Origin of the sequence: Mycobacterium kyorinense, assembly GCF_001672775.1 — a bacterium.
GTDB lineage: Bacteria > Actinomycetota > Actinomycetes > Mycobacteriales > Mycobacteriaceae > Mycobacterium > Mycobacterium kyorinense_A.
Genome location: NZ_LZKJ01000012.1, coordinates 1 through 13708, shown reverse-complemented (window position 1 = coordinate 13708; position 13708 = coordinate 1). Strand labels below are relative to the sequence as shown.

The 13708-nt window shown below is 60.9% G+C and carries 10 protein-coding genes; 5 read left to right on the top strand and 5 right to left on the bottom strand.

The genetic code is table 11. The features are described from left to right. On the bottom strand, window positions 1–323 hold a 323-nt coding region (locus A5707_RS01155), incomplete at its 3' end, for a Gfo/Idh/MocA family protein (RefSeq protein ID WP_232000588.1). A gap of 120 nt (window positions 324–443) precedes the next feature. Next, complete coding sequence (locus A5707_RS01150) at window positions 444–1463, bottom strand: Gfo/Idh/MocA family protein (protein WP_082969175.1); 1020 nt, start codon at window positions 1461–1463, stop codon at window positions 444–446. 166 nt (window positions 1464–1629) lie between these two features. Here A5707_RS01150 and A5707_RS01145 point away from each other — a divergent pair, with 166 nt between their 5' ends. Then, complete coding sequence (locus A5707_RS01145) at window positions 1630–2442, top strand: GAP family protein (RefSeq protein WP_065012698.1); 813 nt, start codon at window positions 1630–1632, stop codon at window positions 2440–2442. A gap of 89 nt (window positions 2443–2531) precedes the next feature. Here the strand turns inward: A5707_RS01145 and A5707_RS01140 are convergent, their stop codons facing one another. Continuing rightward, complete coding sequence (locus tag A5707_RS01140) at window positions 2532–3437, bottom strand: sulfotransferase family protein (protein ID WP_065012702.1); 906 nt, start codon at window positions 3435–3437, stop codon at window positions 2532–2534. Between the two features lie 714 nt (window positions 3438–4151). On the opposite strand from A5707_RS01140, the gene A5707_RS01135 reads away from it, so the two are divergent. Beyond that, window positions 4152–5474, top strand: coding sequence for a hypothetical protein (locus A5707_RS01135; protein WP_156657422.1), 1323 nt, complete (start codon window positions 4152–4154; stop codon window positions 5472–5474). Window positions 5475–5493: 19 nt separating this feature from the next. On the opposite strand, the gene A5707_RS01130 is transcribed toward A5707_RS01135, so the two are convergent. Then, on the bottom strand, window positions 5494–5724 hold the full coding sequence (locus A5707_RS01130) for an MbtH family protein (RefSeq protein WP_065012701.1): 231 nt from the start codon (window positions 5722–5724) through the stop codon (window positions 5494–5496). A 732-nt stretch (window positions 5725–6456) separates the two neighbouring features. On the opposite strand from A5707_RS01130, the gene A5707_RS24270 reads away from it, so the two are divergent. The 3 genes from A5707_RS24270 to A5707_RS01115 are packed head-to-tail and all read left to right on the top strand — an operon-like array spanning window position 6457 to window position 12723. Continuing rightward, complete coding sequence (locus A5707_RS24270) at window positions 6457–6876, top strand: MmpS family protein (protein ID WP_065012700.1); 420 nt, start codon at window positions 6457–6459, stop codon at window positions 6874–6876. After that, a complete protein-coding gene (locus A5707_RS01120; RefSeq protein ID WP_065012696.1) occupies window positions 6873–9761 on the top strand; it encodes an RND family transporter in 2889 nt (962 codons plus the stop codon). The genes A5707_RS24270 and A5707_RS01120 overlap by 4 nt, the downstream gene beginning before the upstream one ends. Window positions 9762–9807: 46 nt before the next feature. Then, complete coding sequence (locus A5707_RS01115; RefSeq protein WP_065012695.1) at window positions 9808–12723, top strand: RND family transporter; 2916 nt, start codon at window positions 9808–9810, stop codon at window positions 12721–12723. A 129-nt stretch (window positions 12724–12852) separates the two neighbouring features. Here the strand turns inward: A5707_RS01115 and A5707_RS01110 are convergent, their stop codons facing one another. After that, window positions 12853–13359, bottom strand: coding sequence for a DUF2505 domain-containing protein (locus A5707_RS01110; RefSeq protein ID WP_065012694.1), 507 nt, complete (start codon window positions 13357–13359; stop codon window positions 12853–12855). Window positions 13360–13708: the final 349 nt, after the last annotated feature.

The following is a 13708-nucleotide window of genomic DNA, read 5'->3' as shown; positions in this document are numbered from 1 at the left end:
GCGGCATTGGCAGTAAACGGCTTCTCACACAGCACGTGCTTGCCCGCAACAAGCGCAGCCCGAGTCCATTTGCCGTGCAGGCCGTTCGGCAGCGGGATGTAGACAGCGTCCAGGTCTGGATCGGCCACCAGAGCCTCATAGCTGGCGTGCACCCGGGCAATGCCATGTTTGGCGGCAAAGGCTTGACCACGAGACACGTCACGGGCAGCAATCGCGGACACCACCACCTCGGCGCTTTCCCGGGCCGGGCTGATGAGCGCCAACGGTGCTATGCGGGCCGCGCCCAAAATCCCGATTCGCACCGAGGCCTCGCGTTCAGGCACGGACCCGATGCTAGCAGGCAGTTCGGGTCGAACCGCTTTGCCTGAAGGCGGTCGACGCCTTTTCGCCGCAGACCACGAGACTTGTGACCCGAACTGCGAACTGAGCTAAGGGATCAGCGTTCAGGCTGGCTTGCGCAACGGCAGGCCAGCAGCCTGATAGATCGCGTCGATGACGGTCATGTTCTCGACCGCGTCTTCTGGCGTCGTCTTCACCGGTGCGCCGCGCAGCACCGACGCAGCGAAAGCATCAAGCTGATACGCATAGGAGGCCCGCTTCGAGAAGCGCTCCACCCGCTTGCCCTCGGCTGAACGGACTGTGAGCCGACGGAGAACTTGCGGTACAGCCGGATTGATCACACGCAACTCACCGCGGTCGCCTACCACCTTGGCGCTCACCCGCACCAGATTCGACGACCATACTGCGCAACGGAGCCGGCCGGTGTGCCCACCGGGAAACCGCAACTCGGCCGTCATGGCCCGGTCCACCGCAGGACCATGTAATTTCGCTTGCGCCGAAACGACTTCCGGGGTCGAGCCACCATACGCGCGGACCATGTCAACGGCATAGCTCCCGGCGTCCATCATCGCCCCGCCGGCCAGAGAGTAGTTATAGAGGTTGACGTTGTTGGACTTGCGCAGCAATACGCACATGGAGACATCCACCCGCTCCAGTGTGCCCAGCTCTCCGGAAGCGATGATCTCCTCGACACGCACAGTCAACGGGTGGTAGCGGTAATGCAGTGCCTCTACCACAACCCGGTCCGACTTCGCGGCCAATTCGGCGATCTCACGAGCCTCCGCGGCATTGGCAGTAAACGGCTTCTCACACAGCACGTGCTTGCCCGCAACAAGCGCAGCCCGAGTCCATTTGCCGTGCAGGCCGTTCGGCAGCGGGATGTAGACAGCGTCCAGGTCTGGATCGGCCACCAGAGCCTCATAGCTGGCGTGCACCCGGGCAATGCCGTGCTCAGCGGCAAAGGCTTGAGCATCGGCCAAATGAGATCCATCGCGTGCCGCCACCGCCGACACCACAACATCGGCGTTTTCCCGGGCGGGGTTGATGAGGGTCAGCGGTGCGAAGCGGGCTGCGCCCACAATGCCGATCCGTACCCGACCGTCGCGTGCAAACACGGACGGGATGCTAACACTTGGCCCTATCCACTGGTCGTAGGGTGCGTGAGGCCCTGCTCTCACGTTCGCAACAGAATCTTGCGCAGCGCTGCGTCGGCTGTCCAGAACAACCGGGGGGCGTCAAAAGAGCGAACACACAAAAACCGCGCGAACCGACAAGGTAGTGTCTCCGGCCATGTGGGGCTCACTGCTTGGGGTGGCGCTGCTGATGGCGTTCAATCCGGCGCTTCTCGGCCTCATCCTCCTCTTGATCTCCCGGTCACGGCCGGTGCAAAACCTGCTCGCCTACTGGGCGGGCTGCGTGGTAATGAACGTTCCCATCCTGCTGGCTCCGCTGTTGGTGCTGCACTCAACACCGACGTTCACCTCTTTTTCCCATGATTTGGCCACCCCGACCACGGCCGCGAGTTCCACGGTCCGGCACATCCAATTCGGCATGGGTGTGCTCGTGCTGGCGATCGCCGCGGTATTGGCAGTGCGCTTCTTTGCGCGTCGGCGAGCGCAGGTGCCGGCACGGAGCGGAAACAGCTCGACCTTGGTGCTGGACTCGGATACGCCGGACCCAACCACGCCTTCGTCGCCGTTTGGCCGCGCGGGTGATGCAACGACGGAGGGCGCCTCGCCAATCCGACGGCTGGTAGGCCGACTCCAAAGCGCGTGGGACAGCGGATCCTTATGGGTCGCGTTCGTACTTGGCATGGCGCTCTTGCCGGGGCCCTACCTGGTGATATTTATCGACACTACGATCGTGACCTCCGGCGTTCCGCTCGGCGCCCAGGTCGTAGCCGTCATCGGGTTCGTCATCGCGATGCTTGGAGTTATCGAGATCACGCTCATCAGCTACCTGATCACGCCCGTGAAAACCCAAGCAGTACTGCGACCGCTACACGAATGGGCGCTGGCCCACCGTCAGCAGATCCTGCTAGGCATCTTTGCAGTGGTTGGAATCGCGCTGGTAGCCCAGAGCTTGGGCGTCGGCGTCCGCTGATCTGGGTGGCCGAGAACCTGGCTGCTTGGGCGGCGGCTCTTCAGGGCTGCAGGCGATTCCAGAACGCCGAAGGGTGTTAGCCTCAGCGATTAGGCCCAAGTCCCGCTGCGGCGGTGAGCTATCGCGCGGACGGAGCGGATCAGCTTCTGGATGGACGGCCCAAGGAACCTGCTGTTGTCGCGGCCGCGGAAATCCTCGAACACCCCTCGGAACTTGTGCTCACTCAACCGATACGCGCCGTAGACACGCTCCAGAGCAGACTCATCCAATGGCTCATCCCGGGCGGCCGCGCCCAGCACTTCGTAGACCGTGGAAATCCAATCTGTGCCAAGAACTTCTGTCACCGGACCGTCGTGTTGTTGGCGCCGAAGATCCGGCTTGAGAAACTCCTCGACTGGGCCAGCACCTGGGGGGCTGAGGTCGATCGCGAGCGCCGCGGAAACCCGCGTTATTTCCCGACGCCAGTCGTCGAGAAGGTTGGCGTACTCTACAAACACGCGCGGAAGGCCACGGGTTTCTCTTTCAGCCAGCAAATTGTATTTCAGCCACACGGCACTCGCGAGCTCCGCCGGGGTTCGAATAGCCGCCGCAATCGACGCAACGACCTCTTGCGGGTGACGCAACGCAACCAAGGCGGCGATGTCGAATCCGGCCGAACGGGCCGCCTCAAACCACATGCCGGACAGTAGCGTTATCCGAGGTTCCTTGATGACCACGAGCGGCGCGGCCGGCAGTGTGGTGAAAAACTCCCCAATCTCGGCGACGCAACGGGCGTACTCTTTGGCATCGAATGCACCTTCGTCCTGTAGGTGCATGGCCGGGTCGTACCAAGCGCTCGCGTTGCGATGCAAAATTTTGTCGTTGAGATGCAGGGCTGCGCGCGGCTCCCAATAGCCGGCCGGATTGATCGCGTCGGCACCCAACACCCCGGCCGGGAGCTCACCCCCGCACAGCGAGAGAACGCGCGCGATCGCCGACGTTCCGGACCGGCCCATGCCTAACACGAACAGAGCGATTGGGCGGGCCGCAGACTTGCGTTCGGCGGCGCCGGTCACGAGCACCACTCCGCGCCCAATGCCGCATGCGGCGTGAGACAGCGGTGCTCCGCCATAAGATCCTCGGGCGACAGGTCGGCTTGTTGCGCTCGGTACACCTGTTCGAAGGACTTCGCGGTGGTGCGTGGGCTCCGGCTCATGGCACGAGACTAGACGACGCCCCCAGCACTATTCGCCATCGACCGCCAAGTCCTCCCACAAGGTGGGGGAACGGCGTGCCAACCCCCCCGCCCGTGTACGCGGTCATCGAGCCGATCGACCGGGAGTTGCTGCCGGGCAAGGCTATCTACATCCACTCACCGAAAATCCGGACGGTGGGAGCGATTTCACCGCTACGGCTTACCCGAGGCGATTTCGGCGATCTAAGTCTCGGCCTCCAGCGCCGTCGGCCACGGCTGGAGGCTGCGCCATGTCGCCTAGCCGGAGTACCACATCGGCTACTCTCAGCTGATGAATTGGTCGGACTCTAACGAGGCATACGTCGTCTCGCGCTGCGCGATCCGCCGAGACCAGGTGTACGCCCCACGGGTCGTCATGGGCGAATCCCACGTCATCGGAGGCTGATCAGTGCGACGCCGAATACGTTCTGCACGCGCCGCCCGTGACAATCGCACATCCAACGGTGTTGCACCGCCCGACAATCGGCTCGCATTCATGGACCATGGTCTGTTCGCGGGGCAGCGCGCCGCCGGTCAGGAGCTAGTCATTCAGGGCTTGTGGGTTTATGAACATCCTGTCGACTTCGATGGCCTGCGGCGTTTTCACCACAATCTCGGTTATGGGTTGCTCGGACGGCGCATCGAACGTTCGCCGCTGCCGTTCGCCCGGCATCGGTGGGTCGCACACCGAGGACCATCGGACATCGATATCGCCGAGTGCGCCCGTCCACGCGCTGAACTCAGTGAATGGGCAGATGACCGCGCGCACATGTCTGCCGATCCGGAATTGGGGCCGGGCTGGCATCTGGGCGTCCTTCCGCTTACGGATGGCTCGACCGCGGTCAGCCTGGTGGTGTCCCATTACCTGGTCGACGGCCTCGGCCTCGCGGTCGCCGTCCTGGATGCGGTCTTGGGCAACAAGCGCGATTTTGGCTATCCACCGCCGGGTTCCCGTACCCGACGACGCGCGGTGGCGCAGGATGTTCGCCAGACAGCGCAGGACGCGCCTGAGGTTGCGCGAGCCCTTGTCGTTGCGGCGAAAACGGCTCGAGAACAAGCCCGTCGCCGACGCGATAGTGCCCACTCACCGGGATCGCGACCGGCTGCCGTGCCGATCGAGAACGGCGACGACGTTGTCCGCGTGCCGGGTATCACGGTCTACGTCGACCTCAACGATTGGGATGCCCGTGCGAAGACCCTTGGCGGAACGAGTAACGCGCTTGCCGCGGCGTTGGCGGTCAAACTTGCCGAGCGACTGGGGCGCCGACGTGCCAGCGACGGCGCCGTCACGCTGCTCCTCCCAGCGACCGACCGCACCGAAGGTGATCAGCGCGCCAACGCAGTATCGCTTGCCCGCGTCAGCGTCGACCCGACGCCGGTAACGACGGATCTGTCTAACCTCCGCGCTGCGATCAAGCAGACGCTGAAGACCTCACGGGAGACACCAGATGAGTCGTCGCAGCTCCTCTGGCTGATGGCGTTAATGCCCAAGCGGGCGTTGAAACGGATGGCCGACGCGGCGCCCGCCGACCCCGATCTCCCCGTGTTTTGTTCTTATCTGGGCGACCTCGGCTCGGTGCTGCGACCCGATGGCACCGACGCCGAGTACGGCACCGCGCGAGGGGTTTGGCAACACGTCACACGACAGCGGCTCGAGCGCATGGGCGGTCAAATGAGGGTGCAGTCGTGGCGCATCAGCGGCAAGCTGGGCATGACGGTCGCCGCCTACCAACCGGGTGCCGAGAACACCAAGCCTGCCTTGCGCGAACTGGCTGCGCGCACACTGGCTGAGTTCGGTCTAACGGGCGAGATCGGCTAACGACGACGGCGGAACAGCCTTAGTTATCGGAATCCTTGGCCGCGGCCAGCCTGTCGCGCAGACTCTTCGGCCGGATGTCAGGCCAGTTCTGTTCGATGTATTCCAGGCACGCAGCGCGGTCCGCTTCGCCGTAAACCACCCGCCAGCCGGCAGGAACATCGGCGAAGGTGGGCCACAGGCTGTGTTGTTCCTCGTCATTGATCAAGACGAAAAAGCTGCCGTTGTCGTCGTCGAACGGATTGACACTCACCGAATTCTCCATACCTCATAGTCGAGACGAGTGGTACCCGGTTCCAGACCATAGTGGCGGCCAACAGCTCCGTCCGGGATTTCGACGAAGTCCCTGCCGTGAACTATCGGGACTTCCGGCACAGATTAGCAACCGGCAGGCGGCACACAGCGACGGGCTCGGACCTCTATCTTTACACTCGCACGCGCCGGGCGGAGCGCTGCGAGGCCCGCGGTAACGCACATGACGTGATTTGCGGCGCGGACCGGACCGTCTGTACCGTCCCGTTACGCACACGGCATGCATTACGATCCGATATCGATTGAGCAACAGCCGATATGGAGGCTACCGGCATGGTTTACTCACCGAGATCGGGTCGTGTCAAGTTTGGGTCGTTTTCTGGGAGGCGCCGCAAGTTTGAGGTGACCGCCGCGCGATTATCCTGCGATGGCCACCGCATTCGCTGTACTGTCGGCTGGTCTATCACGGCCGGTGTGTAAAGGGCATGTTCGAACAACGGATGTGCGCGGGGAGTTCAACAGCGGAAGGTTGGGTGCAGTGGTCGAACGCGGTGGGCGCGCCGTTGCGGAAGCATGGTCGGAGGTCGCCGACGCCGGTCACCCAGACGTGAGCCAAGAGTCCAGCCGTCGGCCCGGCCGGTTCGGGCGGCGTCGCCAGTCTTCAGCTGAGCCTTCAACGCGAGCTCAATCTCGACGGAATCGTCGGAATCGAGGGCGTGCGATCCTTCGGGTTCTGCGGCAGCTGTGGATTCCGCTGGTCATCGTGGCAGTGATCGTTGCCGGCGGATTCACCGTTTCGCGACTGCACGGGATCTTCGGCTCTGAGAAACGTACGTCGTATGCCGACACCAGAGCCGGGGAATCTAAACCGTTCAACCCCAAGCGCCTCAAGTACGAGATCTTCGGGCCACCAGGGACAGTGGCCACAATCAGCTATTTCGACGCCGAAGGCGACCCCCAGCGCATCGAAGGGGTGCAATTGCCGTGGTCACTGGAATTCCCGATTACCGCGGCGTCGGCCATTGGAAACGTCACAGCTCAGGGTGACGGTTCCAGTATCGGCTGCCGCATCACCGTAGACAACGAGGTCAAATCCGAAAGAGTTTCGCACGAAGTGAATGCATTCACCTTCTGCCTGCTGAAGGCCGCATGATTACCGAGCGCACGGGCTACGAGCACGCGACTCAGCAACCTCGCATACCGCGCATGATCCATCGATTCTCGGTGCCGATCATTCTGGCGTGGGTGGGAATCGCCATCATCGTGGGTATTGCCCTTCCCCCGCTGGAACAAGTCGCAAAAGAGCATTCAGTGTCGCTGAACCCCGGCGACGCGCCGTCGTTCAAAGCGATGATGCGCATGAATGAGGACTTCAAACAGTCCAGCTCCGACAGTGCGGCGATGATCGTCTTGGAGGGGCAAGAACCCCTCGGCGACGAGGCCCACAAATATTACGACCATTTGATTCGCCAGTTGAAAGACGACCCGGAACATATCCGGCATATTCAGGATTTCTGGGGCGATCCACTCACCCGCGGTGCCGCACAGAGCTCTGACGGCAAAGCGGCGTATGTGCAGGTGAACCTCGCGGGTCTGCCGGCGACGACTTTGGCCGACAATTCACTCGAGACCCTCCAGAACATCGTGGCGCGGACACCGGCGCCGCCGGGCGTCAAGGCGTATGTGACCGGGCCCGCGGCGATCGTTGCGGATATGGGCCATAGCGGTAACCGAACAGTCATCACAATCACACTGGTCAGCGCCGCCGTGATCTTCGGGACGCTGTTCATCGTTTATCGTTCATTTCTTACCGTCATTCTTTTGCTGGTTACGGTCGGGCTTGAATTGCAGGTGGCTCGGGGACTCGTTGCGTTCCTCGGCAACCTGGATATGGTCGGTCTTACGACCTTCGCCGTTAATCTGTTGGTATCCATCGGAATTGCGGCCGGAACCGACTATGGGATCTTCTTCATCGGGCGATATCAAGAGGCGCGTCAGGCCGGCGAAGATCGGGAAACCGCTTTCTACACCACGTATCACGGCGTCGCTAAGGTTGTCTTGGCATCCGGCGTGACAATCGCCGGCGCGCTGTTCTGCCTCAGCTTTACCCGGTTGCCCTGGTTCCAGGCGTTGGGCGTCCCCTGCGCGGTCGGGGTACTCGTCGCGGTCGCGGTCGCGCTCACTCTTGTGCCGGCGGTCATCAATGTCGGCGGCCGTTTCGGGGTGTTCGACCCCAAGCGGCCGCTCTCCACTCATGGATGGCGACGAATTGGCACGGCGATTGTTCGGTGGCCAGGACCTATCCTCGTCGCGACGTTAGCGGTCGCGCTTATCGGGCTTTTGACGCTGCCGGGGTACAGCCCGAGTTACAACGACATGGATTACATCCCCAAAAACATCCCGAGCCAGGAGGGGGTCGCGGCCGCGAAGCGACACTTCCCCGAGTCGGCCATGATGGCGCCGGAGATGCTGTTGGTCGAGACCGATCACGATCTCCGCAATCCTGCCGATGCTCTTGTGTTGAATAAGCTCGCGAAGGGCGTCCTCGCGGTGCCCGGCGTTTCCAGGGTGCAGTCGGTTACTCGGCCCGAGGGAACGCCGATCAACCACACGTCGATACCGTTTATGCTCAGCATGCAAAACGCGGGTCAGCTTTCGGTCATGGGTTACCAAAAAGACCGCATGAAGGACATGCTCAAGCAGGCAAATGACCTTGAAGAGACAATCGCCATCATGCAGCGCATGTATGACCTGATGCAACAACTGGTCGGTACGACTCACCACATGGTCGCCTCAACGCATGAGATGCGGGATATCACGCAAGATTTGCGCGACCACATTTCGGATTTCGAGGATTTCATCAGGCCGATCCGTAGCTACTTCTATTGGGAGAAGCACTGCTACGACATCCCCATCTGCTGGGCGATCCGATCGGTATTCGATTCCATTGACGGCGTCGATGAGATCAATGACAAGCTGGACCTTTTGGTGGCAGACCTCGATAATCTCGACACGCTCATGCCGCAGCTGCTCACCCAATTCCCCCCGATGATCGCGAACATGCAGAGCATGCGGACCATGATGCTGACGATGCACAGCACCATGTCCGGGATGATCGCTCAGATGGATGAGGTGGGCGACAACGCCACAGCCATGGGCAAGGCGTTCGACGCATCCAAAAACGACGATTCTTTCTACCTCCCTCCGGAGGTTTTCAAGAACGAAGACTTCAAACGAGTCATGGACGTCTTCATCTCTCCCGACGGGAAAGCTACTCGTATGCTCGTGTCCCAACGCGACGATCCAGCGTCGCCGCAGGGCGTAGCGCGAGTCAATGAGATAAAGACCGCCGCCGAGGAAGCGCTCAAGGGAACTCCGCTGGAAAATGCCAGAATCTATCTCACCGGCACCTCAGCGATGACGAAAGACCTGGTAGACGGCTCCAAGTTCGACCTCATGATTGCCGGCGTCTCTGCGGTCTGCCTCATTTTCATCATCATGCTGCTCATGACGCGAAGCTTCATAGCCGCGCTGGTGATTGTCGGCACAGTATTACTTTCGCTTGGAGCGTCCTTCGGGTTGTCCGTGCTGGCCTGGCAACACTTGCTGCACACTCAAATTCACTGGGCTGTGCTCGCGATGTCTGTGCTCGTCCTTTTGGCGGTGGGCTCCGACTACAATTTGCTGTTGGTATCCCGGATGAAAGAGGAAATACACGCCGGTATAAAAACGGGCATTATTCGCGCAATGGGCGGTACCGGCAAGGTCGTGACGAACGCGGGCCTGGTGTTCGCGTTCACCATGGGGTCCATGATCGTCAGCGATCTGGTCATCATCGGTCAGCTGGGCACGACGATCGCTCTCGGTCTGTTGTTCGACACCCTGATCGTGCGGGCCTTCATGACGCCATCCATCGCCGCGCTGCTGGGCCGCTGGTTCTGGTGGCCACAACAAGTGCGGCCCCGACCCGCCAGTGCGCTACTTCGGCCGTCGGGACCCCGTCCATTGGTGCGTGCCTTGCTGAGACAGCCGCAGTGAGTGGCGACATCCAGGTGAAGATGGAGCCCGGGATGGTGAGCGCCGCATGAGCACCGAACACCCCAAGAGCCCATTCGTACCGCGGGCCATCCGCAGGTTTTCGCTGCTGGTCATCCTGGCGTGGGTGGCCCTGACACTCCTTGTAACATTTGCCGTTCCGTCGCTGGAACGCGTGGGTGAAGAGCATTCCGTACCGCTGGCTCCGCAAGACGCCCCAGCGGTCCAGGCCATGAAGCAGATGGGCAAGGACTTCCAAGAGTCCGATTCGGACAGCTTCGCGATGATCGTGCTGGAAGGACAGCAGCCGCTCGGCGAAGATGCGCACCACTACTACGACACCTTGGTTCGCGACTTACGTGACGACCCCACGCATGTGCAACACGTGCAAGATTTATGGGGAGATCGGCTTACTGCGGCCGGCGCGGAAAGCGACGATCACAAGGCCGCGTATGTGCAGTTGAACTTGGCGGGAAACCAAGGCACAACCCTGGGGCAAGAATCCATAGCCGCGGTCCGGGATATCTTGCACCGGACGGCCCCCCCACCCGGAATCAAGGCCTATGTCACCGGCCCGGCGGCGCTCGTCACCGATATGCAGCACAGCGGTAATAGATCCATTGTGAAGATGACCGTGATCACCGTCGCGATCATCTTCACGATGCTGCTTCTTGTTTACCGCTCAGCCATCACCGTGGTGCTGTTGCTCGTTATGGTCGGCGTCGAATTAGGGGCGGCTCGGGGTATTGTCGCATTTCTCGGCAACAGCAATGTACTTGTTCTCTCGACTTTTGCCATCAACCTACTGGTGGCGCTCGGCATCGCGGTCGGAACCGACTACGGCATCTTCTTCTTCGGTCGGTATCACGAGGCGCGCCAGTCCGGCCAGGACAAGGAAACGGCCTACTACACCACCTACCGGGGAGTCGCACCGGTCGTCTTGGCCTCCGGTTTGACGATCGCCGGCGCGATCTTGTGCCTGAGCTTTACCCGAATGCCCATCTTCCAGACAATCGGCGTCCCCTGTGCAATCGGCATGGTGGTTGCGGTCGCGGTCGCGCTCACCCTGGTACCGGCGGTGCTGGCGCTGGGAAGCGGCTTCGGACTATTCGACCCCAAGCGCAGGATCGGTGTTAGGCGATGGCGCCGACTCGGCACGGCGGTCGTTCGCTGGCCCGCGGCGATTCTCACCGCGACGATAGCAATCGCGCTGGTCGGGCTACTGACCTTGCCGGGCTACAAGACCAGCTACAACGACCGGAAGTACATACCTCAGGACATTCCGGCCAACGAAGGGTATGCGGCTGCCGACCGGCATTTCTCTCAATCGCGCATGATGCCCGAGATTCTGATGATCGAATCAGATCATGACATGCGCAATCCGGCTGATTTCCTCATTCTGCACAAATTAGCCAAGGGGATTTTCCACGTTCCCGGCGTGTCGTTGGTACAGGGCATAACCCGGCCCGAGGGAGCACCGATCGAGCACACCTCAATTCCCTTCATGATCAGCATGCAAAACGCGAGTCGGCAGCAAGTTATGCAGTATATGAAGGCCCGTATTGATGACATGCTCAAGCAGGCCGACATATTGTCCGCTCAACTTGCGACGATGCAGCGGCTGTACGAATTGCAGAAGCAAATCACCGCCAATACTCTTCACTCGATCGGTGTGACGCGTGAAATGGAGGCCGTCACCAGCGAGCTGCGGGATCACGTCGCGGATTTCGAAGACTTCTTTAGGCCAATCAAGAGCTTCTTATTCTGGGAAAAGCACTGCACAAACATCCCGTTATGTTATGCGCTCAGGACGGTTTTCGAGATGGTCGACGGTGTCGATCTGGCGGCCGACAATCTCAAGACTCTGCTGGGGGATCTGTCACAGATCGAGAAGATTTTGCCGCAGCTAACCGAAAACTTCCCTCAACTTATCGCGACCGTACAGCGCGCACGCACGATGCTGCTGACGATGCACAGCACCATGTCGGGACTGTTCAACGCGATGGACGAATCGTCCGAGAATGCGACCGCCATGGGACAGGCGTTCGACGCTGCCAAGAACGACGACTCCTTCTTCCTGCCTCCAGAGGTGTTCGAGAACAAGGACTTCCAGCGGGCGATGAGCTCCTTCCTGTCCCCGGACGGGAAAGCGGCTCGATTCATCATCTCCCATAAAGGTGATCCCGCCACGCCGGAGGGCATCGCGCGGATCGACAAGATCAGGACGGCGGCCGAGGAGGCGCTGAAGGCGACACCGCTGGAGGACTCCAAGATCTATCTCGCCGGCACCGCGTCGACCTTCAAGGACTTCCACGACGGGGCAAAATACGACTTGTGGATCGCCGGCGTCGGTGCACTCTGCTTGATTTTCATCATCATGCTCATCATCACGCGTAGCTTTATTGCGGCATTAGTGATCGTGGGTACGGTGGCACTTTCGCTCGGCGCATCGTTTGGTTTGTCTGTGCTGATTTGGCAGTACATTCTCGGCATTCAATTGCACTGGATGGTACTTCCGATGTCCGTGATCGTTCTATTGGCGGTGGGGTCCGACTATAACCTGCTACTCGTATCCCGGATGAAAGAAGAAATAGCCAGCGGCATCAACACCGGCATCATTCGGGCAATGGGCGGCACCGGCAAGGTCGTGACCAACGCGGGCCTGGTGTTCGCGATCACGATGGCTTCGATGGCGGTCAGCGATTTGCGGATCATCGGTCAGGTCGGTACCACCATCGGGCTGGGCTTGCTGTTTGACACCTTGGTCGTGCGAGCATTCATGACGCCGTCTATCGCCGCGCTGCTCGGACGGTGGTTCTGGTGGCCGCATGTGGTTCGTCCGCGCCCCGCCAGCGTCATGCTTCGGTCTCGCGCACCGCGCCCTGTGACACGGTCGTTGATGCTTCAAGACGACTACGCCGACGATGACGCGGTCACAGATGTCTTCCCGAGGACGACCGTTTAGCTTGGCGCTCGCCGGTTACCGGCACCACAGCTGATCTGTTCGGTCCAGATCGTGATCCCGCGGGTAACGAAATCGCAATTTCAGCGATTAGGCGGATGCGACATCCGACCATATTTCACCGACGATCGTTCAGGAATGCTCGGCGATCCACGCCGTAGTGAACCGCTGCAACGCGGGGATGCCCTCAGCCAAATTGGTTCCAATGGATTTCTCGAGTTTGCCGCCCAACAAGGGAATTTTGACCTCCATTCTGACAGAAAACTCCAGTTGCGAGCCGTCGCCGGCAGGCACCAAACACCCTTCCGCACGACCAGATCCCAATCCGCCGGAGGCCGAGACGTTGACTTCCCCGCGTATTTTGCGATCACCGATCGCTCTCCACGTTTCACTGTGGACAATTTTTAGATCACCCGGAAGGAGTTTGGCAATTAGTCCGGGCAGCAATTGACGACCCAGATGTTGGGTGGCGCGCATTGTCACTGTCCGGTCGGAGTCGACAGTAAGCGAATCTAGTGTGATGTTGTCGCTGCCACCGGCCGCGATGCGGGCCAACCAATAGTCCTCGCGGCCGAACGCAGCATGAATCTGTTCGACGCTGCTAGAAGACTCGGCCACCACATTGAAAGAACGTGACATAGAAGCCATTCTTACTGAGTGGCAGTTTGTTAGTACGCCTGCCCCCGCCACACTCCCCCCATATTGGGAGCGAGGCGCGCTCGCGCAGACGTAACTGCAATGCTTCGTCGGCGGCCCCTGGTCGCCGCAAAATGGGTCGCGAACCGTGCGCGAGACCGGCCCGTACCGGCCGTCGCGCTTCCAATTGATGTCGGAGCGGATGTTGTGCTGGTAGCAGGGACGTCACCGTCCAAGCGGCCACTGGAAGCCCTACGATGGCACCAGCATGCCACTGTCGGTTCCGGTCGAAAAGTGAGCAGGTGATTCCGGTCGAAAAGTGAGCACCCTTCGATTGGAGAGTGATCACTGT

Bases quoted from the DNA above. Each gene is read 5' to 3' on its own strand.
- A5707_RS01145 (WP_065012698.1), top strand. From the start codon at position 1,630: ATGTGGGGCTCACTGCTTGGGGTGGCGCTGCTGATGGCGTTCAATCCG.
- A5707_RS01140 (WP_065012702.1), bottom strand. From the start codon at position 3,437: ATGGGCCGGTCCGGAACGTCGGCGATCGCGCGCGTTCTCTCGCTGTGC.
- A5707_RS01135 (WP_156657422.1), top strand. From the start codon at position 4,152: ATGGACCATGGTCTGTTCGCGGGGCAGCGCGCCGCCGGTCAGGAGCTA.
- A5707_RS01120 (WP_065012696.1), top strand. From the start codon at position 6,873: ATGATTACCGAGCGCACGGGCTACGAGCACGCGACTCAGCAACCTCGC.
- A5707_RS01115 (WP_065012695.1), top strand. From the start codon at position 9,808: ATGAGCACCGAACACCCCAAGAGCCCATTCGTACCGCGGGCCATCCGC.
- A5707_RS01110 (WP_065012694.1), bottom strand. From the start codon at position 13,359: ATGTCACGTTCTTTCAATGTGGTGGCCGAGTCTTCTAGCAGCGTCGAA.